The 23,412-nt window shown below is 70.6% G+C and carries 21 protein-coding genes; 8 read left to right on the plus strand and 13 right to left on the minus strand.

Translation table 11 applies throughout. The annotated features are described in order from the left end of the window. Positions 1 to 209: 209 nt before the first annotated feature. From OG440_RS11090 to OG440_RS11100, 3 genes are read right to left on the minus strand one after another with little or no spacing between them, the layout of a single operon-like run. A complete protein-coding gene (locus OG440_RS11090) occupies positions 210 to 542 on the minus strand; it encodes a thioredoxin family protein (protein WP_406006679.1) in 333 nt (110 codons plus the stop codon). Positions 543 to 544: 2 nt separating this feature from the next. Further along, positions 545 to 967: a MerR family transcriptional regulator gene (locus tag OG440_RS11095; RefSeq protein ID WP_406006680.1), complete on the minus strand. Its 423-nt coding sequence runs from the start codon at positions 965 to 967 to the stop codon at positions 545 to 547. 29 nt (positions 968 to 996) lie between these two features. Then, positions 997 to 1,506 (minus strand): Lrp/AsnC family transcriptional regulator, encoded by a 510-nt coding sequence (locus tag OG440_RS11100; protein WP_406006681.1) that lies wholly within the window; start codon positions 1,504 to 1,506, stop codon positions 997 to 999. 51 nt (positions 1,507 to 1,557) lie between these two features. Between OG440_RS11100 and OG440_RS11105 the strand changes: the two genes are divergently transcribed. Continuing rightward, positions 1,558 to 2,637, plus strand: a complete 1,080-nt coding sequence (locus OG440_RS11105; protein WP_406006682.1) for an NAD-dependent epimerase/dehydratase family protein — start codon at positions 1,558 to 1,560, stop codon at positions 2,635 to 2,637. A 54-nt stretch (positions 2,638 to 2,691) separates the two neighbouring features. On the opposite strand, the gene OG440_RS11110 is transcribed toward OG440_RS11105, so the two are convergent. Then, positions 2,692 to 4,125, minus strand: a complete 1,434-nt coding sequence (locus OG440_RS11110) for a cation:dicarboxylate symporter family transporter (RefSeq protein WP_406011315.1) — start codon at positions 4,123 to 4,125, stop codon at positions 2,692 to 2,694. A 122-nt stretch (positions 4,126 to 4,247) separates the two neighbouring features. On the opposite strand from OG440_RS11110, the gene OG440_RS11115 reads away from it, so the two are divergent. The 3 genes from OG440_RS11115 (at position 4,248) to OG440_RS11125 (ending at position 7,467) form a co-directional block, all read left to right on the plus strand. After that, on the plus strand, positions 4,248 to 5,915 hold the full coding sequence (locus OG440_RS11115; RefSeq protein WP_406006683.1) for an ATP-binding protein: 1,668 nt from the start codon (positions 4,248 to 4,250) through the stop codon (positions 5,913 to 5,915). Further along, the gene (locus OG440_RS11120) at positions 5,912 to 6,607 is read left to right on the plus strand and encodes a response regulator (protein WP_406006684.1); all 696 of its coding nucleotides are present in this window, start codon (positions 5,912 to 5,914) and stop codon (positions 6,605 to 6,607) included. Before OG440_RS11115 ends, OG440_RS11120 begins: the two co-directional genes overlap by 4 nt. A 146-nt stretch (positions 6,608 to 6,753) precedes the next feature. After that, complete coding sequence (locus OG440_RS11125) at positions 6,754 to 7,467, plus strand: helix-turn-helix domain-containing protein (protein WP_406006685.1); 714 nt, start codon at positions 6,754 to 6,756, stop codon at positions 7,465 to 7,467. An 81-nt stretch (positions 7,468 to 7,548) separates the two neighbouring features. On the opposite strand, the gene OG440_RS11130 is transcribed toward OG440_RS11125, so the two are convergent. After that, complete coding sequence (locus OG440_RS11130; RefSeq protein ID WP_406006686.1) at positions 7,549 to 8,574, minus strand: ATP-dependent 6-phosphofructokinase; 1,026 nt, start codon at positions 8,572 to 8,574, stop codon at positions 7,549 to 7,551. Positions 8,575 to 8,762: 188 nt separating this feature from the next. Between OG440_RS11130 and pta the strand changes: the two genes are divergently transcribed. The 3 genes from pta (at position 8,763) to pyk (ending at position 13,683) form a co-directional block, all read left to right on the plus strand. Next, positions 8,763 to 10,931: a phosphate acetyltransferase gene (pta, locus tag OG440_RS11135; protein ID WP_406006687.1), complete on the plus strand. Its 2,169-nt coding sequence runs from the start codon at positions 8,763 to 8,765 to the stop codon at positions 10,929 to 10,931. Continuing rightward, the gene (locus OG440_RS11140) at positions 10,928 to 12,133 is read left to right on the plus strand and encodes an acetate kinase (RefSeq protein ID WP_406006688.1); all 1,206 of its coding nucleotides are present in this window, start codon (positions 10,928 to 10,930) and stop codon (positions 12,131 to 12,133) included. Before pta ends, OG440_RS11140 begins: the two co-directional genes overlap by 4 nt. Before the next feature lie 119 nt (positions 12,134 to 12,252). After that, a complete protein-coding gene (gene pyk / locus OG440_RS11145) occupies positions 12,253 to 13,683 on the plus strand; it encodes a pyruvate kinase (RefSeq protein ID WP_406006689.1) in 1,431 nt (476 codons plus the stop codon). Between the two features lie 125 nt (positions 13,684 to 13,808). On the opposite strand, the gene OG440_RS11150 is transcribed toward pyk, so the two are convergent. The 4 genes from OG440_RS11150 to OG440_RS11165 all read right to left on the minus strand — a co-directional run bounded on the left by OG440_RS11150 (position 13,809) and on the right by OG440_RS11165 (position 18,192). Further along, positions 13,809 to 15,179: a hypothetical protein gene (locus OG440_RS11150; RefSeq protein WP_406006690.1), complete on the minus strand. Its 1,371-nt coding sequence runs from the start codon at positions 15,177 to 15,179 to the stop codon at positions 13,809 to 13,811. Further along, positions 15,169 to 15,807, minus strand: coding sequence for a DUF6114 domain-containing protein (locus OG440_RS11155; RefSeq protein ID WP_406006691.1), 639 nt, complete (start codon positions 15,805 to 15,807; stop codon positions 15,169 to 15,171). The genes OG440_RS11150 and OG440_RS11155 overlap by 11 nt, the downstream gene beginning before the upstream one ends. A gap of 118 nt (positions 15,808 to 15,925) precedes the next feature. Further along, on the minus strand, positions 15,926 to 16,558 hold the full coding sequence (locus tag OG440_RS11160) for a DUF6230 family protein (RefSeq protein ID WP_406006692.1): 633 nt from the start codon (positions 16,556 to 16,558) through the stop codon (positions 15,926 to 15,928). 659 nt (positions 16,559 to 17,217) lie between these two features. Next, positions 17,218 to 18,192, minus strand: coding sequence for a tetratricopeptide repeat protein (locus tag OG440_RS11165; RefSeq protein WP_406006693.1), 975 nt, complete (start codon positions 18,190 to 18,192; stop codon positions 17,218 to 17,220). Between the two features lie 239 nt (positions 18,193 to 18,431). On the opposite strand from OG440_RS11165, the gene OG440_RS11170 reads away from it, so the two are divergent. Beyond that, positions 18,432 to 19,082 (plus strand): TetR/AcrR family transcriptional regulator, encoded by a 651-nt coding sequence (locus OG440_RS11170; RefSeq protein ID WP_406006694.1) that lies wholly within the window; start codon positions 18,432 to 18,434, stop codon positions 19,080 to 19,082. Positions 19,083 to 19,129: 47 nt separating this feature from the next. On the opposite strand, the gene OG440_RS11175 is transcribed toward OG440_RS11170, so the two are convergent. The 4 genes from OG440_RS11175 to OG440_RS11190 form a co-directional block, all read right to left on the minus strand. After that, complete coding sequence (locus OG440_RS11175) at positions 19,130 to 20,830, minus strand: methylmalonyl-CoA mutase (protein WP_406006695.1); 1,701 nt, start codon at positions 20,828 to 20,830, stop codon at positions 19,130 to 19,132. Between the two features lie 173 nt (positions 20,831 to 21,003). Beyond that, on the minus strand, positions 21,004 to 21,342 hold the full coding sequence (locus OG440_RS11180) for a DUF3817 domain-containing protein (RefSeq protein ID WP_406006696.1): 339 nt from the start codon (positions 21,340 to 21,342) through the stop codon (positions 21,004 to 21,006). Between the two features lie 67 nt (positions 21,343 to 21,409). Continuing rightward, entirely contained in the window at positions 21,410 to 21,919 is a 510-nt protein-coding gene (locus OG440_RS11185) for a MarR family winged helix-turn-helix transcriptional regulator (protein ID WP_406006697.1), read from the minus strand. An 11-nt stretch (positions 21,920 to 21,930) separates the two neighbouring features. Further along, positions 21,931 to 23,376: an MFS transporter gene (locus OG440_RS11190; RefSeq protein WP_406006698.1), complete on the minus strand. Its 1,446-nt coding sequence runs from the start codon at positions 23,374 to 23,376 to the stop codon at positions 21,931 to 21,933. Positions 23,377 to 23,412 lie beyond the last annotated feature (36 nt).

Raw genomic sequence — 23,412 nt, forward strand, 5'->3', positions numbered from 1 at the left:
CACTATCCGGAAAGTCGGCGTTTGACAATTCCACTCCCGCCCGCATATGCTGTGCTCACTGAGCCTCTTTGCGACCTCGTTCACCGAAGTCGCGAATCATCGAATATACGCAGAGAAATCCCCCGAGCGCAATTGCTCGGGGGATTTCTCCGTAGAGGGGGGGGACGCCCCGGCCCGTCAGTTCGGCCCGGCGGCTCCTCGCCGGGGTCTCACAGGACCTCGTCCAGCTCCGCCAGCAGCCGGCGCTTGGGCCGGGCGCCCACCATCGACTTCACGGGCTCACCGGCCCGGAACACCATGAAGGTCGGCATCGACAGCACCCGGTAGGCGTTGGTGGTCTCCGGGTTGGTGTCCACGTTCAGCTGCACCACCTTCAGCCGCTCGCCCTCCTCCGCGGCGAGCGCGGTGAGCACCGGCCCCATCTGCCGGCACGGCGGACACCAGTCGGCGGTGAACTCCACCAGCACCGGCAGATCCGCCCCGAGCACCTCCGCCCCGAAGTCCGCGTCCGTCACCTCGGCCACACCATCCGCCTTGATCACCGTTACTGCCCTCCCAGCTCGCACTCGGGCTCCGGACCCCCCGGAACCCGCGCCTCGGCGGCCAGCTCGTCGCGCGCCAGCTCGGCCCGCGCGAGCTGCCCGGCGACCGTCTCCCGTACCGCCCGCAGCTCCCCGATGAGCGCGTCCAGCTCGTCCAGCTTGCGCCGGTAGACCGTGAGCGACGCCGGGCACGAGTCGCCCTGCGGGTGCCCGGCCCGCAGACACTCCACGAAGGGCCGGGTCTCCTCCAGGTCGAACCCGAAGTCCTGGAGCGTCCTGATCTGCCGCAACAGCCGCAGATCACTCTCGTCGTACGTCCGGTACCCGTTGTCGCCCCGCCGTGCGGGCAGCAGCCCGCGCGACTCGTAGTACCGCAGCGTCCGGGTGGTGGTCCCGGCCCGTGCGGCCAGCTCGCCGATGCGCATGCCTACGAACGTAAGGCTTGACGCCCACGTCAAGGCAAGAGCGGTTTGCGTTCGACCGGCGAGGTGAGCACGATCGACGTCGTGGTGCGCCCGAGCGCGGAGACCGCCTCGAGGACGCCCTCCAGGTGGACGGTGTCCCGGACGGCGACCTTGAGGATCCAGCAGTCCTCCCCCACCACGTGGTGGACCTCGGTGATCTCGGGGCGCCCGATCAGCTCCAGGGTCCTCGGGTGCTTCAGGTTGTAGCCGCCGTGCGGGTCGACCCGGATGAACGCCTGGATTCCGTAGCCGAGCCGCGCGGGACTGACGTGCGCGCCGTAGCCGCTGATGACCCCGGCGGCCTCCAGCCGCCGCACCCGCTCCGTCACCGCCGCCGGACTCAGCCGCACCCGCCGCCCCAGCTCGCTGAGCTTCATCCGGCCGTCGGTCTGGAGCAGTTCCAGGATCTGCCGGTCCACCGCGTCGAAGGCCACCGATGTTCCGTCGGCGGCGGCCCGCGAATCCCGCGGTTCTTTCGGTGCGACGGCCGGAACTCCCATGGTTACCCCTTCAGGACACGCTCGTACGCCGGGAGAATCATGGTCATGCAAATGACACGGGAGGTAAAGGCCCGGGAGGTGGCGGCGGGAGAGTCCGCATCCGGGGAAACGGCGGCCGCGAAGACGCCGGCCGGAAAGACGGCGCCCAGGCGGGGAAATGCGCGCGAGGTATTGGTCATCGGCGGCAACCGGTATTTCGGCAAGCGGCTGATCGCCCGCCTGCTGGCCGCCGGGGACCGGGTGACGGTACTGAACCGCGGCTCCTCCGCGCCGCCCCCGGGCGCGCTCCACCTGATCGCCGACCGCGACGACGAGACGGCCCTGAACGCGGCGCTCGGTTCCCGCGTCTTCGACGTCGTCGTCGACCAGGTCTGCTACACCCCGCGCCAGGCGGCGACCGCCCGCCGGGTGTTCGCCGGCCGGACCGGGCGTTACGTGCTGACGTCGACGGTGGAGGTGTACGAGTACGAGGACTCCGTCGCCTCCGTGCGGGAGCGGGACGTCGATCCGCTGGACGTGCGGGTCGATCTCGAACTCCCCTGGGACGATCCGGAGTTCCTCGACTCGCACTACGGCGAGGGCAAGCGGCAGGCGGAGGCGGTGTTCGCGGCGGAGCCCGTGTTCCCCCACGTGGCCGTCCGGGTCGCCCATGTACTCGGCGGGGCCGACGACTTCACGGGACGGCTGGAGCACTACGCCTCCCGGATCCGCGCGGGTGAACCGATCACCGTGCCGACGGCGAACCGTCCGGCGACGTACATCCATGTCGAGGAGGTCGCCGACTTCCTGTTCTGGACGGTGGGCCAGGACTTCACCGGCCCGGTCAACGCGGCCTCGCACGGGACGCTGACCACGCGCGAACTGTGCGAGGCGGTGGCCGCACACCTCCCCGGGGGCCGGACGGTGTTCCGGGAGGTCGAGGTCGGCGAGGTCTCCCCACTCTCCTTCCGCCGCTTCTACGGCATGGACAACACCCGCGCCACCCGGCTCGGATTCACCTTCGGCAACGCCCGGCGGTGGCTGCCGCGCGCGGCCGCCGAGACCCTCGGGCGGGTGGACCGGCGTGAGACACAGACCGGGCGGCCGAGCCACGGGGGAGTGCTCGGCCGCCCGGAGACGGTGGGGTGGTGACCGGGTGTCCGGCCCCGGTTCAGGCGGGGCCGGACACCCGGAGTCGGGGAGGGCTCAGGCCTTGGCGAGTTCCTTCTCGCCGCCCTCGCGCTGCTCGGGCACGTCCGCCGGGACGGTCTCGACGCCGTCGCCGTCCTCGTCGAGCAGGGTCTTCTCGTCGAAGGGCAGCCCGCCGGCGAGCACCAGCTGCACGCGCGGCTTGTCGATCTCCTTCGTCCAGGTGCCGATCAGCACCGTGGCGACGGCGTTGCCGGCGAAGTTGGTGAGGGCGCGGGCCTCGCTCATGAAGCGGTCGATACCGACGATGAGGCCGATGCCGTCCACCAGGGCGGGCTTGTGCGACTGGAGACCGCCGGCCAGGGTCGCCATACCGGCGCCGGTGACACCGGCCGCGCCCTTGGAGGCGACGAACAGGAAGAGCAGCAGCGGGATCTGCTCGCCGAGCGACATCGGCGTCCCCATGGCGTCGGCGATGAACAGGGACGCCATGGTCATGTAGATCATGGTGCCGTCGAGGTTGAAGGAGTAGCCGGTCGGGACGGTGATGCCGACGACGGGCTTGCTGACCCCCAGGTGTTCCATCTTCGCGATGAGCCGCGGCAGCGCGGACTCGGAGGAGGAGGTGGACAGGATCAGCAGGAACTCCCGGGCCAGGTACTTGAACAGGGAGAGGATGTTCAGACCCGAGACGATCTTCAGCAGCGCGCCGAGCACGATGAAGACGAAGAGGAAACAGGTGGCGTAGAAGCCGAGCATCAGCACGGCGAGGCTCTTGAGCGCGTCCACGCCCGACGAACCGACGACCGCGGCCATGGCGCCGAAGGCGCCGATCGGGGCGGCCCACATCACCATCGCGAGGACGCGGAAGACGAGGCGCTGGATGTGCTCGACACCGCGCAGTACCGGCTGACCGGCCTTGCCCATGGCCTGGAGCGCGAAGCCGCAGAGCAGGGCGATGAGGAGGGTCTGGAGGACCTCGCCCTCGGTGAAGGCGGAGACGATCGTGGTGGGGATGATGCCGAGCAGGAACTCGGTGGTGTCCTTGGCCTCCGGCGAGACCTGCGCCTGCCCGGTCTCCTTCACGGCGTCCGTGATGGCGAGGCCGGTGCCCGGCTCCAGGATGTTGCCGACGACGAGGCCGATCCCGAGGGCGACCAGCGACATGACCATGAAGTAGCCGAGGGCGATACCGCCGACGGCGCCGACCTTGGCGGCCTTGCGCACGGAGCCGATGCCCAGCACGATCGTGCAGAAGATGATCGGCGAGATCATCATCTTGATCAGGTTGACGAAGCCGGTCCCGATGGGCTTCAGCTCGACGGCGAAGTCGGGGGCGGCGAGGCCCACGGCGATGCCGATGGCGACCGCGACGATCACCGCGATGTACAGATAGTGGGTGCGGTCCCGCTTGATCGCGGGTGCGGCAGGTGCCGTATCGGGGGTGCTGCTGGCGGCCACGGCTGCCCTCCTTGACGTCTTCGTCGGCATCACCGGCGTGCGGCTCACGACCGGGGTGTATGGGGGATTGCCGTGACTATCTCCCGCCCTGTGAGGGCGGTCACCCTTCCGTTCATTTAGTTCACGCTCAACCCCGGGGGCACACTGACGGCATGCGCATCCCCGCCCTGCCGAGACCCCGCAGCCTCGCCGGCCAGCTCTTCGCCATGCAGGCGGTGCTGATAGCGGTGCTCGTCGCGGGATACGCGCTGTTCACGTACGTCAGCGACCGCGGCCAGGCCGAGGAGGCCGCGGGCCGCCAGGCCACGGCCGTGGCCCGCTCGGTCGCCGACTCCCCCTCCGTACGGGCGGCGATCCGGACCCCCCGGCCCACCGCCGAGCTCCAGCCGTACGCGCTGCGGGTCATGAAGGACACCGAGGTCGACTTCGTCACGATCATGGACCCGGAGGGCATCCGCTGGACCCACCCGGACGAGACCCAGATCGGCCGGCGCTTCCGCGGCAACACGGCGGCGGCGCTGAAGGGCGACACCTTCACCGAGACCTACACCGGCACCCTCGGCGCGTCCGTCCGCGCGGTCACCCCGATCGAGGACGACGGCACGATCATCGGCCTGGTCAGCGCGGGCATCAAGGTCGAGTCGATCAGCAAGCGGGTGCAGGACCAGGTGACGGCCCTGTTCGCGGTGGCCGTCGGCGCGCTCGCCCTCGGCGCGATCGGCACGTACGTGATCAACGCGTCCCTGCGCCGCCACACCCACGGCATGAACGCGACCGAGCTGAGCCATATGCACGACTACCACCAGGCCGCCCTGCACGCGGTGCGGGAGGGGTTGCTGATGCTGGACGGACAGTACAAGGTGGCGCTGATCAACGACGGGGGCCGGGAGCTGCTGGGCGTCTCGGGAGAGGTGGTGGGCATGTCGGTGGCGGAACTGGGTCTGCCGGCCCCGCTGACGGGTGTGCTGCTCTCCTCGGAGCCCCGGGTGGACGAGGTGCATCTGACAGCGGACCGGGTGCTGGTGGTGAACACCTCCCCGGTGTCGGGCGGCGAGCGCCGGGGCACCGTGGTCACCCTGCGCGATGTGACCGAACTCCAGTCCTTGATGGGCGAGTTGGACTCCGAGCGCGGCTTCACCCAGGCGCTGCGCTCGCAGGCCCACGAGGCGGCGAACCGGCTGCACACCGTGGTGTCGCTGATCGAGCTGGGCCGGGCCGAGGAGGCGGTGGACTTCGCGACGGCGGAGCTGGAACTGGCCCAGGCGCTGACCGACCAGGTGGTCGCCGCCGTCAGCGAGCCGGTGCTCGCGGCCCTGCTGCTCGGCAAGACGGCCCAGGCCAACGAGCGGGGCGTGGAACTGGTCGTGTCGCAGGAGAGCACCCTGGACGACGGCCTGCTGCCGGAGTCGCTCCCCGCCAGGGACCTGGTGACGATCCTGGGCAACCTGATCGACAACGCGGTGGACGCGGCCCAGGGAAGCACCCGGGCGCGGGTGACGGTGACCGCCGCCACCGAGAGCACCGAGCTGCTGCTGCGGGTGGCGGACACGGGAGCGGGTGTGGATCCCGCGCACGCCTCCCTGGTCTTCGAACGCGGCTTCTCGACGAAACCCGCCGGGCCGGGCGGGCGCGGCCTCGGGCTGGCGCTGGTCCGCCAGGCGGTCCAGCGGCACGACGGGACGCTGTCGGTGGCGGAGGCCGCGGGCGGCGGAGCGGAGTTCCTGGTACGCCTGCCGCTGCCGGCCGCGGCCACGTCCGGCGGCGGCGGTTCCGCCCCGGGTACCGCCGGGTCCGTCACGGGGTCCGGAGGCAGGCCATGACGAGCGAAGAGCCGATCAGAGTGCTGATCGTGGAGGACGATCCGGTCGCCGCGGACGCCCATGTGATGTACGTGGGCCGGGTGCCGGGGTTCGTCGCGGTCGGCAAGGCGCACACCGGCGCGGAGGCGCGGCGCCTGCTGGACCGCACGCCGGTCGACCTGCTGCTGCTGGACCTGCACCTGCCCGACGCGCACGGGCTGCAGCTGGCCCGCTCGCTGCGGGCGGCGGGATATCACGCGGACGTGATAGCGGTGACGTCGGCGCGGGACCTGACGGTCGTGCGGGAGGGCGTCTCGCTGGGGGTCGTGCAGTACGTGCTGAAGCCCTTCACCTTCGCCACGCTGCGCGACCGGCTGGTGCGGTACGCCGAGTTCCGTGGGGCCGCGGGCGAGGCGAGCGGTCAGGACGAGGTCGACCGGGCGCTGGCGACACTGCGGGCGCCGGGGCCCGCCGCGCTGCCCAAGGGGCTGAGCGCACCCACGCTGGAGCGGGTCACGGAGGCCGTACGGGAGGCGGAGCAGGGGCTGACCGCGGCCGGGGTCGCCGAGACGGTGGGCATCTCCCGCATCACGGCCCGCCGGTATCTGGAGCACCTGGTGGAGGCGGGCCGGGCCGAGCGGAAGCCGCTGTACGGGCAGGTGGGCAGGCCGGAACTGGTGTACCGGTGGGTACGGGCGGCCCGCGGAAAGTGACGTCCGCGCACGCCGGCCGGTCGCCGACCACCGGTTGCCGAGGCACCTGTTACTGACCGACCGGTCACCACCGTAGGTTCCTACAGTCGGTGGCTATGTCCGAACACCCGGTAGTCACCGCGTCCACCACCCCCTAGCTTGTCCCCGTGCCCAGACCCCCAGCCCACACCCGTCAGCCAGGTCCCCCCTTCGACGCTCCCGCCGCCCGCAGGCTCCGCGCGGCGCTCGGCATGACCCCGGTCCACGTCGCCCACGGGCTGCGCTCCTCGTACGCCCTGCCGCACGCCACCCCCGACCTCGTCATCTCCTGGGAACGCGGCGAACTCACCCCCACGCATCCCGAACTCACCGCTCTCGCGGGCGTGTTGTGGTGTTCCCCGGGTGAGCTGATCGGCAGGCCGCGGACCCTGCGCGAACACCGCGTCGCCCGGGGCCTCGCCCCCGAGGACGTCGCGCGGGCCGTGGGCCACGAGTTCCCGGCGTACACGCGGATGGAGGAGAGCGGACAGTGGCGCGGCACCGAGCGGCAGGCCGCGGCCCTCGCCGAGCTGCTCGGCCTCTCGCTGCCCGACCTGGTCACCGTCACCGGCCTGGAGGCCAGGCTGGCGGACCTGCTGCGCACCGCCGCCCGCACCCGCTGGCAGGCGTACGTCGGCCCCGTGGGCAGGATCGTGCCCCTGGACCGGCGTCTCCTGGAGGGGACCCTCCAGGAGCTGCACCAGGACTACCAGGGGCAGATGGTCGCCACGCTGAGCTGGGGCGGCGGCGGCGCGGCCGGAGAGGCGAGCGACGCCGGCCGGGACTTCCTCGACCGGATCGTCGACACCTTCTGGACAAGCCTCGGGAACCGCGCCGCCTGATCGACGGGACCGCCTGGACGACGAGACGGTCTGATCGCCGCGATCGCCTGGACGACGGCTCCGCCTGAACGACAGGACCCTCTAGAAGACCGACTCCGCCTCGACGATCCGGTCCTTCGGCACCGTCTTCAGCTCGGTCACCGCCTCCGCCAGCGGCACCATCACCACGTCCGTGCCCCGCAGGGCCGTCATCCGCCCGAACTGGCCGCGGTGCGCCGCCTCCACCGCGTGCCAGCCGAAGCGGGTCGCGAGGACACGGTCGTACGCCGTCGGGACACCGCCACGCTGGACGTGGCCGAGAATGACCGGTCGGGCCTCCTTGCCGAGCCGCGTCTCCAGCTCGTAGGCCAGCGCCGTGCCGATGCCCTGGAAGCGCTCGTGACCGAACTGGTCGATCGCGCCCTTGCTGTAGTTCATGGTGCCGTCGGCCGGGTGCGCGCCTTCCGCGACGCAGATCACCGCGAACTTCTTGCCGCGCGAGAACCGCTCCTCGACCATCTTGACCAGGTCGGCGGGGTCGAAGGGGCGCTCCGGCAGGCAGATCCCGTGCGCGCCCGCGGCCATGCCGGACTCCAGCGCGATCCAGCCCGCGTGGCGTCCCATGACCTCGACCACCATCACCCGCTGGTGGGACTCCGCCGTGGTCTTCAGGCGGTCCATCGCCTCGGTGGCGACGCCCACCGCCGTGTCGAAGCCGAAGGTGCGGTCCGTCGACGAGATGTCGTTGTCGATCGTCTTCGGGACGCCCACGACCGGCAGGCCGGCGTCGGACAGCATCCGCGCCGCCGTGAGCGTGCCCTCGCCGCCGATCGGGATCAGCGCGTCGATGCCGAAGTCGTGGATCATGTCGGAGGCGCTCTCGCAGGCCTCGCGCAGCCGGTCGCGCTCCAGGCGGGACGAGCCGAGAATCGTGCCACCGCGGGCCAGGATGCCGCTCACCGCGTTGAGGTCGAGGCTGCGGTAACGGCCGTCCAGCAGACCCGCGTAGCCGTCCTCGAAGCCGATCACCTCGTCGCCGTAATTGTCGACGGCGCGGTGCACGACCGACCGGATCACTGCGTTCAGGCCGGGGCAGTCGCCACCTGCGGTGAGAACTCCGATGCGCATCGTGCTGTGTCTCCTGCTCGCTGTTGGTACCGGTGAGCCAGGTTCGATTGTTTCACGCCGCCGAGCGGGCTGTCTCTTGACGGGCGCCTTAACTACGGCCGGAGGTATTGTCAAGAGGGATCTGCTCACCTAGGTGGGCGATTTTTGTGCCCCCCGCCCCGTGCCCCGGAGAGAGACGGAGAGCTCGCGTGACCCGCAGCGTGTACGTGACCGGAATCGATCGCGGCGACGGCCGTCAGGTCGTCGAGCTGGGAGTCATGGAGCTCCTGACGCGGCAGGTCGACCGGGTGGGCGTGTTCCGTCCCCTCGTCCACGACGGGCCCGACCGGCTCTTCGAGCTGTTGCGTGCGCGCTACCGGCTGGCGCAGGATCCGGCCACCGTCTACGGCATGGACTACCACGAGGCGTCCGCCCTCCAGGCGGAGCAGGGGACGGACGAACTGGTCTCCACCCTGGTCGACCGGTTCCACCGCGTCGCCCGCGCCTACGACGTCGTCCTCGTCCTGGGGACCGACTACGCCGACACCCAGTTCCCGGACGAACTCGCCCTCAACGCGCGCCTCGCGAACGAGTTCGGCGCGTCCGTGATCCCGGTCGTCGGCGGCCGCAGGCAGACGGTGGAGTCCGTGCTCGCCGAGACCCGCAACGCCTACCGGGCGTACGAGGCCCTCGGCTGCGACGTCCTCGCGATGGTGAGCAACAGGGTGGCCCCGGACGATCGGGAGGAGATCGCCGGCCGGCTCGCGACCCGGCTGCCCGTGCCCTGTTACGTGCTGCCCGACGAGCCCGCCCTCGCCGCGCCGACCGTCGCGCAGATCAGCCACGCGCTGGGCGCGAGGGTGCTCCTCGGCGACGACTCCGGGCTGGCCCGTGACGCCCTCGACTTCGTCTTCGGCGGGGCGATGCTGCCGAACTTCCTCAACGCGCTGACGCCGGGCTGCCTGGTCGTCACTCCGGGGGACCGGGCCGACCTGGTCATCGGCTCGCTGGCCGCGCACAGCGCCGGCACCCCGCCGATCGCCGGTCTGCTGCTCACCCTGGACGAGGTGCCGACCGACGAGATCCTGACCCTCGCCGCCCGCCTCGCCCCCGGCACGCCCGTCGTCTCGGTACCCGGCAACAGTTTCCCCGTCGCCGAGCAGTTGTTCTCCCTCGAGGGCAAGCTGAACGCGGCCACCCCGCGCAAGGCCGAGACCGCGCTGGGCCTGTTCGAGCGGCATGTGGACACGAGCGGTCTGCTGGGGCGCGTCTCCGCGCCGAGCACCGACCGGGTCACGCCGATGATGTTCGAGCACAAGCTCCTGGAACAGGCCCGCGCCGACAAGCGCCGGGTCGTCCTTCCGGAGGGGACCGAGGAGCGCGTGCTGCACGCGGCCGAGGTGCTGCTGCGCCGGGGCGTCTGCGACCTGACGCTCCTCGGACCGGTCGACCGGATCCGCAAGAAGGCCGCCGACCTCGGCATCGACCTCGGCGACAGCTCGCTGATCGACCCGGCCACCTCGGAGCTGCGCGACTCCTTCGCCGAGAAGTACGCCCGGCTGCGGGCCCACAAGGGCGTCACGGTCGAGCTGGCGTACGACGTCGTCTCGGACGTGAACTACTTCGGGACGCTCATGGTCCAGGAGGGACTCGCCGACGGCATGGTCTCCGGGTCGGTGCACTCCACGGCCGCCACCATCCGGCCCGCCTTCGAGATCATCAAGACCAAGCCGGACGCGGACATCGTCTCGTCCGTCTTCTTCATGTGTCTCGCCGACAAGGTCCTCGTGTACGGCGACTGCGCCGTGAACCCCGACCCCGACGCGGAGCAGCTCGCCGACATCGCCATCCAGGCGGCCGCGACCGCCGCCCAGTTCGGCGTGGAGCCGCGGATCGCGATGCTGTCGTACTCCACCGGTACGTCCGGCTCGGGCGCCGACGTCGACAAGGTGCGGGAGGCGACGAAGCTCGTCCGCGAGCGGCGCCCCGACCTGCGGATCGAGGGGCCGATCCAGTACGACGCCGCCGTGGAGCCGACCGTGGCCGCGACCAAGCTGCCGGGCTCCGAAGTCGCGGGCCAGGCAAGCGTGTTGATCTTCCCGGACCTCAACACGGGCAACAACACCTACAAGGCCGTGCAGCGTTCGGCCGGCGCGATCGCCGTCGGGCCGGTGCTCCAGGGGCTGCGCAAGCCGGTCAACGACCTGTCCCGGGGCGCCCTGGTCCAGGACATCGTCAACACCGTGGCCATCACGGCGATCCAGGCCCAGACCCAGGTCCAGGACCCGGCTCGGGCTCAGGCTCAGGACGAGGCCGGGACCCCGTCCTCGCTGCCGTCCCCGTCCCCGACCGCCGACCAGAAGGTTGCCCAGCAGTGACTGCCAGCCGTGTCCTCGTCCTCAACTCCGGCTCCTCGTCGGTCAAGTACCAGCTGCTCGACATGCGGGACAGCGGCCGGCTGGCGAGCGGGCTCGTCGAGCGGATCGGTGAGCAGTCCTCCCGGCTCCGGCACACGCCCCTCGCGACCGGCGGCGAGAGCCGTGAGCGGTCCGAGCCGATCGCCGACCACGACGCCGCGCTGAAGGCCGTCGCGGAGGAGCTCGCGAAGGACGGCCTCGGTCTCGACTCCCCCGAGCTCGCCGCCATCGGACACCGGGTGGTGCACGGCGGCAAGCACTTCACCGAGCCGACCGTGATCGACGACGCCGTCCTCGCCGAGATCGAGCGGCTGATCCCGGTCGCCCCGCTGCACAACCCGGCCAACCTCACCGGTATCCGCACCGCGACGGCCCTGCGCCCGGACCTGCCCCAGGTCGCCGTCTTCGACACCGCGTTCCACACGACGATGCCGGAGGCCGCGGCCCGCTACGCGATCGACGTCGAGACGGCCGACGCGCACCGCGTGCGCCGCTACGGCTTTCACGGCACCTCGCACGCGTACGTCTCCCGGGCGACGGCGAAGCTGCTGGGCAGGACACCCGAAGAGGTGAACGTCATCGTGCTGCACCTCGGCAACGGGGCGTCCGCCTCGGCCGTCGAGAGGGGCCGGTGCGTGGACACCTCGATGGGGCTGACGCCCTTGGAGGGGCTCGTGATGGGTACGCGCTCCGGGGACATGGATCCGGCCGTCATCTTCCATTTGGCGCGAGTTGGTGGAATGTCCATCGACGAAATCGACACTCTTCTCAACAAGAAGAGCGGGCTCGTCGGGCTGTGCGGTGACAACGACATGCGGGAGATCCGGCGCCGGATCGACGAGGGCGACGAGCGGGCGAAGCTCGCCTTCGACATCTACATTCACCGGCTGAGGAAGTACATCGGCGCCTATTACGCCGTACTCGGGCACGTGGACGCGGTGGCGTTCACCGCCGGGGTCGGGGAGAACGCGGCGCCGGTACGGGAGGCGGCCATCGCCGGCCTGGGCGCCCTGGGCCTGGCGGTGGACGAGGAGCTGAACGCGGTGCGCGGGGACGAGCCGCGGCTGATCTCCCCCGCCGGCGCGCGGGTCGCGGTCGCCGTGGTGCCGACGGACGAGGAACTGGAGATCGCCACGCAGACCTACGCACTGGTGAAGCGCTAATCATTTGCGGCTCCGCCGCGGGGCAACCGAGCAGTAAAGCAACTGAGCACAAGGCCTCTCATTTGTATCTTCCACCAGACGGAATATTCCGTAGCGAAACAAACCGATAGGATCGCCCCATGCGCCGTTCGAAAATCGTCTGTACTCTCGGCCCCGCGGTCGACTCCCATGAAATGCTCGTGTCGCTGATCGAAGCCGGCATGAACGTGGCCCGCTTCAACTTCAGCCACGGCTCGCACGCCGAGCACCAGGGCCGCTACGACCGGGTCCGGGCCGCCGCCAAGGAGACCGGCCGGGCCATCGGTGTCCTCGCCGACCTCCAGGGCCCGAAGATCCGCCTCGAGACCTTCGCCGAAGGCCCCGTCGAGCTGGTGCGGGGTGACGAGTTCACCATCACCGCCGAGGACGTCCCCGGCGACAAGACGATCTGCGGCACGACGTACAAGGGTCTGCCGGGCGACGTCTCGCGCGGCGACCAGATCCTCATCAACGACGGCAACGTCGAGCTGAAGGTCCTGGACGTCGAGGGCCCGCGGGTGAAGACGATCGTCATCGAGGGCGGTGTCATCTCCGACCACAAGGGCATCAACCTGCCCGGTGCGGCCGTCAACGTGCCCGCGCTGAGCGAGAAGGACATCGACGACCTGCGGTTCGCGCTGCGGATGGGCGCCGACCTGGTCGCGCTGTCCTTCGTGCGGGACGCCAAGGACGTGGCCGACGTCCACCGGGTGATGGACGAGGAGGGCCGCCGGGTCCCCGTCATCGCCAAGGTGGAGAAGCCGCAGGCCGTGGAGAACATGGAGGACGTCGTCGCGGCGTTCGACGCCGTCATGGTGGCCCGTGGCGACCTGGCCGTCGAGTACCCGCTCGAGAAGGTCCCCATGGTGCAGAAGCGCCTCATCGAGCTGTGCCGCCGCAACGCCAAGCCGGTGATCGTGGCGACCCAGATGATGGAGTCGATGATCACCAACTCCCGTCCGACCCGCGCCGAGGCCTCCGACGTGGCCAACGCGATCCTGGACGGCGCGGACGCGGTCATGCTGTCCGCCGAGTCGAGCGTGGGCGCCTACCCGATCGAGACCGTGAAGACGATGTCGAAGATCGTCACCGCGGCCGAGCAGGAGCTGCTCAGCAAGGGTCTCCAGCCGCTCGTGCCGGGCAAGAAGCCCCGCACGCAGGGTGGTTCGATCGCTCGCGCCGCCTGCGAGATCGCCGACTTCCTCGGCGGCCGGGCCCTGGTGGCCTTCACGCAGTCCGGCGACACCGCCCGCCGTCTCTCCCGCTACCGCGCGGCCCAGCCGATCGTCGCGTTCACCACCGACGAGGGCACCCGCAACCAGCTGGCGCTCAGCTGGGGCGTCGAGTCGCACATCGTGCCGTTCGTGAACACCACCGACGAGATGGTCGACATGGTCGACCAGCAGATCGCCAAGATCAACCGGTTCAGCCCGGGCGAGGTCGTCATCATCACCGCCGGCTCGCCCCCCGGCGTGGCCGGCACCACCAACATGCTGCGTGTGCACCACCTCGGTGGCGCGTCCCGCGACTGAGCGGGCGGCCCGCTCCGCCGAGCGGGCCAGGACAGACGCCGAGGGCGCCCCCTGAGGATTCAGGGGGCGCCCTCGGCGTCTGTCGCGGCTCCCGGACGGGCTCGGGGACGATCGGCCGGTACCGCTCAGCCGGTCGTGTACTGGTGCAGGCCGGGAACGGTCAGCGTGCCGCCGAGCTGGCCCGCCTGCTGGACCTTCACGTTGGTGAAGTAGATCAGCGGGATGTTCAGCGGCGGCGGGCTCGCCGGGCTGAACGTGATGGGTATCAGGCCGAACAGGTTCCCGGAGATGCTCTCCGTGTACATGATCGTGTCGCCGTCACGGATGGTGGACGTCGTGCCCTGACCCGCCTGCACGTGGTACGTCTTGCCGGACTGCTTGTCGTTCACCGTCTGGTGCAGGTCGCCGATGTCGGTGCCGTCGGAGATGACGTACTTCAGCACTTCCTTGACCGTGCCGTTGGCGGTCTTCACCTTGACGACGCCCTGGTAGTCGGCGCCCTTGAGGAGCAGCGAACTGGCGTTGAGGTACCAGGGGTCGTCGGGCAGCCGGATCTTGTTGTCGATGCCGCCCTCGTCGTCCGTGGCGGCGGGGCAGTCGTCGGCGTCCGTGGTGGCGCTCTCCGAGGGGCTCGGCGAGGCCGTGGCGTCGTCGGCGGCCTCCTCGGTGTCCTTCGCCGCGTCCTCGGCCTTGTCGGCGGTGTCCTTGACGGTGTCCTTCGCCGTGTCGGTGACGGCGTCGGTGGCGTCCTTGGCGGTACCGGAGGAGTCCTCGCCGGCGGAGCCGGAGCCGGAGGTGTCCGTGGAGCCCGAGCCGGAGTCCGACGACGAGTCGTCGGCGGACGCCGAGGCCGAGGCCGACGGGGACGGGCTCGAACCGGCCGTCGCGTCGGAGCCGTTGCCGTCGAAGAGGTCGGTGATGGCGTCGCCGATGGTCTCCAGGACGTTCTTGTCCGTCTCGGAGGCCGAGGGGTCGGCCGTCGCGGTGTCACCGGACGTCGTCGACTTCTCCGGCACGGCGGCCGCGGAGGACGCGGCGGGAGCGGGCTCGGCCGTGTCGTCGGAACCTGAATCCGACGAACCGGAGTCACCCGTGTCGCCCGACGTGTCCTTCGAGTCGTCCGAGGACTCGTCCTTGGAGTCGTCCTTGGAGTCGTCCTTGGAGTCGTCGGCCGATTCGCTCGCGCTCGCCGAGGCGGACGCCGACGGGGAGGCCGACGCGGACGCGTCCGCGCCCTCCAGGGCCGCCACACAGTCCTTGTACTCGTCGATGGTGAGGCTCTTGGACGCCGGCTGGTCCTCGGCGTTGGCGAGGGTCGGCGTGAACCCCATCCCCATGAGGACCGCGGTCGGCATGGCCGCCAGGGCTATCGCCTTGCCGGCCGGCATGTGGAACCTGGTGAAGAGCGGCTTTCTGGGTGCCGCGTGCCGCGGCCCGGTGGTTCTCACGCGGGCAGCGTCCACATCGCTCCCGGTGGAAACCTCGTCAGCCGGCACTGTGCCTCCCGTTCGCCCCGTTGGCCGGGCTCGTTCCTGACAGATCGTGCAGATCGTGCGGTTCGCCCGCCCCGGGCTCGTCCTTCGTGAAGGACGGCTTCTCGGAGGGTGCCGGGCCGGTGCTGTACGGGTTCTCGGTGAGGTCGCCCGCGTCGGCGGGACCCGCGGGGTACGTGCCCTCGGGAGCGTCTCCGACGTTCACGTCGGCTCCGGGGGCCGGCACCGGGGCGGGCGGCGTGCCCGGCACCCAGGACACGGCCATCGCCCCGCCGATCAGCGCGAAGAGGAAGCCGATGAGGAAGCCGCCGAGGTTCGAGACCGGGATGGAGACCAGGCCGAGCAGGATCGCCGCGACTCCCGCGAAGACCTGTACGTGCTTCTGGAACCACAGACTGATGCCCAGAACGCCCAGCAGGACGCCGATGATCAGCGATCCCGCGCCCGCGGTGGTGGCCATCGCCAGAGTCAGGTGGCCCACCTGGAGGTGAGCGTAGGGGAAGTAGGCGATGGGGAAGCCGGCGATCAGGACGAACAGGCCCGCCCAGAACGGCCTGGTTCCCCGCCAGGCGCGGAACTGCTGCCTCCGGCGGGTGAACTGGCCGGGGGCGACAGGGGTCTCGGCGCTCATGGAAAACAGCTCCCTGGTGCGGCGTTTCTGTGGTGGTGAGTCGAACTGCTGGTGAAGCCGCGGGCTTCAGACTGGACGGGCGGGGGCGCCACCGGCTCCCCCGCCCGTCAGAGAGTGCTTAGTAGCACTCCTTGACACCCGTCGACAGCGACATCTTCAGGCCGCTGAGCTTGAAGGTTCCGGCGGTGGTGGCCCACGCCGTCTGCTTCACGTCGGTCAGCGTGGCGGAGTCCGCCTGCTGGGCGAACCCGTACGGGTTGGCCGTGTCACCGCTCTTGAGGCCCGGACCCTTGGTGGCGTCCTTGGCGGCCACACCGATGTCGATGCCCCTGAACACGGCGTCCGCGCTCAGGTCCTCGACGTCGATGTAGAGGTTCTCGGCCTCGACCGGCGTACCGTTGCCGCCGGCCTTCAGCTGAAGGCTGACGGAACCGAGCAGCGGGATGTTCGGGGTGACCACGGACTGGCACATGTTCGTGATCGAGGCGCTCTTGAACGCCGAGACGGCGACGGCGTGAGCCGTCTTCTTGCCGTCGAGGGTGTAACCCGAGTCGATCGCGCCGTACTGCGAGAAGCCCGTGCCTTCGAGCTTGTCGGCGCTCACCTTGAACGACTGGCCGGACACACTGAACGACGCGGCCAGTGCACCCTGCGCGAGGGCGACACCTATACATGCCGTAGCGGCGACGCTGGGCACCATGACCACAGCGAAGCGCTTCCATCTGGTCCCGCCACGCACCTGGGACTCCATATTTCCTCCTTCTCGGACGTACATCTCCTGACCCTGACTGGCCCCCTCGTACGGCGGCTCAGCCGGGCAGGGATGGGAGAAGTGCTACGTCCTCGGGAAGGGGAGCGCCTGTCTCGGAGGCGCGAACCGCGCACCGATCACCGGCGATCACCCCCGAGCGACAACCACTGGGTCGCGCCTGACACACATCACGCACAACCTTGCTGGACAGGCTTCACCGTGGCGAAGACCCCCCTGCCCAAGAGCCGACTCCACTGCCGGCGGCTCTACTCGGTGGGGACCCAGGAAAACCCGTTGACCCAACCGGCTGTCGGGGTACGGGATTGGACCGAGCGTGGCCGATCGTGGTGCATTCTCGCCGCCCGCACAAGGGGGTTCGTTACTCGCTAGTAACGGCGGGATAACCGAACAACGACCCATAGGTCTCGACCGGCAACGCAGGGTGTCATCGGCGTCCGGGACAAAGCTGTTGATCGCTGGACAGAATCAGACAGAAGAACGCCCAAGTCTTACTTGCAGTAACAGCGGCCGCGATTACCAAGATTTGGTAAAGCGCGGCCGCAGGGGAACCACATCGACGGAACTTTCACTCCGACACCACGGGCTCTGACGTTTAGTGACTGGTCAGAACCCGGCTCCGGCCGGATCAGGAACCCGGATCAGAACAGGGCGCGCGCCAGCGCCCGCCGGGCCGCCGCGACCCGGGGGTCGTCCGGCCCTACCACCTCGAACAGTTCGACCAGCCGCAGCCGTACGGCGTCCCGGTCGTCGCCGGCCGTGCGCCGCACGGTGTCGATGAGCCGTCCGAACGCGTCCTCGACATGACCGCCCACCAGATCCAGGTCGGCGGCGGCGATCTGCGCCTCGGCGTCCTCGGGCCGGTCGGCGGCGTCCTTGCGCACCTGCTGCGGGTCCATGCCGCCCACCCGGTGGAGCAACTCGGCCTGCGCGAGCCCGAGCTTGGCCTCGCTGTTGCCCGGGTCGTCGGCGAGGACGTTGCGGTACGCCTGCACGGCGCCGCCGAAGTCACCGGCGTCCAGCGCCCGTACGGCGGCCTCGAGCAGCGCGTCGTACGGTCCGACGGGCTCGGCCGCGACCGCCTCCGCGGCGACCGGTCCGGCCTCGGAGTCGACGGTCAGGCCGGTGAGCCCGAACCGCTCCTCGGCGACCTGGACCAACTGGTCGAGGGTCTGCCGGATCTGCGCCTCGCCGGCGGCCCCCTGGAAGAGCGGCAGCGCCTGCCCGGCGACGACCGCGAAGACGGCCGGGATGCCCTGCACCCCGAACTGCTGCATCAGCATCTGGTTGGCGTCGACATCGATCTTGGCGAGCAGGAAGCGGCCGTCGTACTCGACGGCGAGCCGCTCGAGGACGGGGCTCAGCTGCTTGCAGGGCTGGCACCACTCGGCCCAGAAGTCGATGACGACGGGCACCTCGGCCGACCGCTGGAGGACCTCCCGCTCGAAGCCCGCCTCATCGACGTCGATGACGAGATCGGCCGGGGAGACGGCCCCCGCGCCGCCCTGCCGTGCCGTTTCGGCGCGCGTCTGCTCCGCCTTCGCCTTGGCCTCCTGGGCCGCCTTCACCGCGGCGAGGTCGACGACTCCGCTCATGGACATGTTCCGTGGCTGCATGGGTCTATCCTCCCCCGTCCGCGCGCCTGCGTGAAAAGCGTTCCGAATACGTCCCGAACATTCCGAACATGAGCGCCGGGGTCCCCACCCCGCACCCTGCCGGTGCGACAGCCCGCGCACGTCCCGCGCGAGCTTTCGCTACGAGTCGTAGCGTAATGGCATGGGGTGCCTCCGCAACACCACGCCTCGGTGATCTCCCTCACGGAAGCCCATGACAAACCGCCGGTTATGGTCGGGGAATGCAGATCCGCACCCCCGCGTGCCGTACGGGCCGTCCGCGCAGCGCCGCCGCGGACACCGCGATCCTGGCCGCGACCAGGGAGGCGCTGGTCGAGCTGGGCTGGTCCAAGCTGACGCTGGGGGACGTGGCGACGCGCGCCGGGGTCGCCAAGACGACTCTCTACCGCCGCTGGGCCGGCAAGAACGAACTGGTCGTCGACGCCGTCGCGGAACTCTTCGGTGAACTCGAACTCCCCGACCGGGGCAGCCTCGCCGCCGACATCGAGGGCGTGGTCCTCCAGTTCGCGGCGATCCTGGCCCGGCCGGAGGCCAAGAGCGGCCTGATGGCGGCCGTCGCCGAGTCCACCCGCGACGACGCCCTGCGCGAGCGCATCCGGGCCTCCATCGTCGACCCGCAGAAGGATTTGGTCCTGGAGGGCCGCGCCCGCGCCCAGGCGCGCGGTGAGCTCCCCCCGCAGACCGACCCGGCCGAGGCCGCCCGCACGGTCGACCTCATCTTCGACGTCGTGGCGGGTGCGGTGGTCCACCGCACCCTGGTCAGCGCGGAACCCGCGGACGAGGAGTGGGTGCGCAGCTTCACCCGGGTGCTGCTCCTGGGCCTGACCGCGTCCACCGGCCCGGCCGCGGACGTCCCCGGCGAACACGCCTGAGGGCGGGGGCCACCGGCTCGCCCCCGCCCCGCTTGCGCCGACGCCCCCTAGAACCCGGGGGGCTCGGTGTACACCCCCCACTCGTCCCGCAGTACGTCGCAGATCTCGCCGAGCGTCGCCTCGGCCCGCACGGCGTCCAGCATCGGCCCGATCATGTTGGAGCCGTCACGGGCGGCGTCCAGCATGGCGGCGAGCGCGCCCCGTACCGCCGCGTCGTCCCGAGCGGCCTTGCGTGCGCCCAGCGCCCGTACCTGCTCCCGCTCCACCTCGTGGCTGACCCTCAGGATCTCCAGGTCACCGGTCACCGACCCGTGGTGCGCGTTGACGCCGACGACCCGCTTCTCGCCCTTCTCCACGGCCTGTTGGTACCGGAACGCCGACTCCGCGATCTCCCCGGTGAACCAGCCGTCCTCGATGCCGCGCAGGATCCCGGAGGTGACCGGTCCGATCGGGTGCCGCCCGTCGGGGTGGGCCCGCAGGCCCCGCTCCCTGATCTGCTCGAAGATCTTCTCGGCGTCGGCCTCGATCCGGTCCGTCAGCTGCTCGACGTACCAGGAACCGCCCAGCGGATCCGCGACGTTGGCGACACCGGTCTCCTCCATCAGTACCTGCTGGGTGCGCAGCGCGATCTCCGCCGCCTGCTCGCTCGGCAGCGCGAGGGTCTCGTCCAGGGCGTTCGTGTGCAGCGAGTTGGTCCCGCCGAGCACCGCCGCGAGGGCCTCCACGGCGGTACGCACCACGTTGTTGTAGGGCTGCTGGGCGGTCAGCGAGACCCCCGCGGTCTGGGTGTGGAAGCGCAGCCACTGCGCCTTCTCGGACTTCGCCCCGTAGACGTCCCGCATCCAGCGCGCCCAGATCCTGCGCGCCGCGCGGAACTTGGCGATCTCCTCGAAGAAGTCGACGTGCGCGTCGAAGAAGAAGGACAGGCCGGGCGCGAACACGTCCACGTCGAGACCGCGGCTGAGTCCCAGCTCCACGTACCCGAAGCCGTCCGCCAGCGTGTAAGCCAGCTCCTGTGCGGCCGTCGCCCCGGCCTCGCGGATGTGGTAGCCGGAGACGGACAGCGGCTTGTAGGCGGGGATGCCGGAGGCGCAGTACTCCATCAGGTCGCCGATGAGGCGCAGATGGGGCTCGGGCTGGAAGAGCCACTCCTTCTGGGCGATGTACTCCTTGAAGATGTCCGTCTGGAGCGTGCCGTTGAGGACGCCCGGGTCGACGCCCTGCCGTTCGGCGGCGACGAGGTACATGCAGAAGACGGGGACGGCCGGGCCGCTGATCGTCATGGAGGTCGTGACGTCGCCCAGCGGGATGTCCTTGAACAGGACCTCCATGTCGGCGGCCGAGTCGATGGCGACCCCGCAGTGCCCGACCTCGCCCAGCGCGTGCCGGTCGTCGGAGTCGCGCCCCATCAGCGTGGGCATGTCGAAGGCCACGGACAGACCCCCGCCGCCGTTGGCCAGGATCATCTTGTAGCGCTCGTTGGTCTGCTCGGCGTTGCCGAACCCGGCGAACTGCCGGATGGTCCACGTGCGCCCCCGGTAGCCGGTCGGGTACAGGCCGCGCGTGAAGGGGTACTCCCCGGGCCAGCCGATCCGCTCGAAGCCGTCGTACGTGTCACCGGGCCGGGGCCCGTACGCCGGCTCCACGGGGTCTCCGGAGAGCGTGGTGAAGTCGGCCTCACGCTTGCGTGAAGCGTCGTACCGGGCCTGCCAGCGGCGGCGGCCCTCCTCGATGGCGTCAGCGTCCATGACTCGAATTTACTAGGACGTCCAAGTAAATGTCGATGGCTCTTGGTAGGACATCCTGGTAACTGTGCGTGTCCGCGCGCCGCACACACGCGTGTGCGGCGCGGATACAGCCCCCGTACGGCCCTGCCGCGGCGCTTCCGCGGCCCGGGCACGACGGTGGGACCGTGGCGGGTCTAGGCCTTGGCGGGCACGGGAGCGTCGTCGGCGATCCGGCCCTCCAGCTCGCGGCTGATCCTGCGCTCCACGAAGAAGGCGGCCGTCGGCACGGTCCCGGCCAGCAGCACCCACAGCTGCTTGCCGACCGGCCACTTCGCCTTGGAGCCCAGGTCGAAGGCGAAGACCAGGTAGAGGACGTAGAGCCAGCCATGCGCGATGGCGACGACGCGGGTGAAGTCCGCGGCCCCGTCGACGTCCAGGCCGTACTTGGCGATCATGCCCAGGCACAGCAGGACCAGCAGCACACCGGTGACATAGGCCAGGACGCGGTAGCGGGTCAGCACGCTCTTCTTCATGCCGACGAGCGTAACGACCCGTTCCGGGAGATCTTGCCCCGGGTCACTCCTGCCGGGGCCGGCTCCCTCACTCCTCGTCGAAGTCGTGCGCGGCGACCCGCAGCGGCCTGAGCATCGCGAAGATCTCCCCGCACTCCTCCGCGTCGTACACCCCGAGACCGAAGTCCATCGCCATCAGGTCCCGGGTGGCCTCCTCGACGACCTCGCGGCCCTTGTCGGTGATGACGGCGAGGGTGCCGCGGCCGTCGTTGGGGTTGGGCCGCCGGGCGACCAGGCCCGACTTCACCAGGCGGTCGACGGTGTTCGTCACCGAGGTGGGGTGCACCTGGAGGCGCTCGCCGATCTTCGACATGGTCAGCTCGCCCTCCTTGGAGAAGGTGAGCAGCACCAGCGCCTCGAAGCGTGCGAAGGTCAGGCCGTACGGCTTGACCACGGCGTCCACCTCGGCGAGCAGGATCTGGTGCGCGCGCATGATCGAGGTGATCGCGGCCATGGACGGCGTGTTCCCCCAGCGCTGCTTCCAGAGCTCGTCGGCGCGGGCGATGGGGTCGAAGGCGAGACTGGGCGGTTTCGGCACGCCTCCAGACCTTACCGGCCGGTCATATCGCGGTCAGCCCCGTCTCGGCCTTCGGTCCGGCGGACCTCCACGGCCGCCAGTACGCAGCAGACCGTCCCCAGCACACCGGCCCCCGCGACCGCGGCCGCGACCCCCACCAGCTCCGCCGCGATCCCGGCGAGAGCCATACCGACCCCCTGGAACGTCATGAGCCCGGCGGTGAGCAGCGTCATGGCCCGTCCGCGCAGCTCATCGGGCACGTCCCGGACGATCCACTGGTCGAGGCCGAGGGTGTAGGCCGAGCCGGCGCCCGAGACCACCAGCAGGAGCAGCGAGACCGCGAGGCCGGGATGCAGGGCGTAGCCGAGGTAGGGCAGCAGGGTCACACAGACGAGCGGCAGCGCGACGCGCTCACGGGTGACCGGGCGCAGCCGGGCGCCCGCGTACAGCTCGCCGGCGATCGTGCCGACCGGCAGCGCGCACATCAGCAGACCGAGCCCGGTGGAGCCGACGCCGAGACCGTCGGCGTAGGGCGCGGACAGCGCCTCGGGCGCGACCGTGAAGGCCGGCGGTACCCAGAAGAGCAGCAGCAGCGCCCGCACCCGCCGGTCGGCGAGGATCTGCCGGGCGCCCTTGAGGGAGTCCGTGACCAGGGCGCCGCCGGTCCGGGCACGGACGGGGCGGCTCCGGGTGCCGAACCGCAGCAGCGCGGCGGAGGCGAGGAAGGTGCCGACGGTGACGAGCAGGGCCTGGCGCGGCGAGGCGACCGTGAGCAGCAGCCCGCCGAGTCCGAAGCCGACGAGCAGCGCGCTCTGCGCGGTGATACGCAGCAGGGAGCGGCCGAGGACGAACAGGTCGCCGTCGCCGAGGATGTCCGCGAGGGTCGCCATCCGGGTGCCCGCGAAGACCGGCGAGACGACGGCGAGACAGCAGCGCAGCGCGAGCAGCAGGGCGAGGGGCGCGCCCGACGCCGTCATCGGCAGCACGCACACCGCGCACACCAGGTCGCAGCCCACCAGCACCCGCCGGGCCGGGAGGCGGTCGGCGACCCCGGCGAGCAGGGTGCCGCCGACGACGTACGGCAGGAAGCCGAGGGCCCAGGCCAGGGCGCTCATCAGCGGCGAGCCGGTCAGGTCGTAGACGAGGACGGACAGCGCGATCTCGGCGACGATCACGCCGAGCATGGACAGCAGGTGGGCGGCGAAGACGGCCCGGAACTCACGGACGGCGAAGACGCGGAGGTAACCGGCGGACGGAGCCCCGGGCCCGGGGGTGGCCGGGGTGTCCGGGGTCTGGGTGGTCTTCGGGGTCTGGGTGATCTTCGGGGTCTGCGTGCTTCCCGAGGTCTGCGTGGTTCCCGAGGTCTTCGGCGTCTCCGAGAGCTCTCGGAGCTCCGAGGGCGCTGACGGCTCTGAGGGCTCCGAGGTTTCCGAGGGCTCCGGTGTCTCTGTCGTCGAGGGGGTCGTCACTTCCGGCATGGCGGGAGCGTGCCCGGAGGAGGGCGCGGGCCCTAG

The organism is Streptomyces sp. NBC_00637 (assembly GCF_045161545.1).
In the GTDB taxonomy this organism is placed as follows: Bacteria; Actinomycetota; Actinomycetes; order Streptomycetales; family Streptomycetaceae; genus Streptomyces.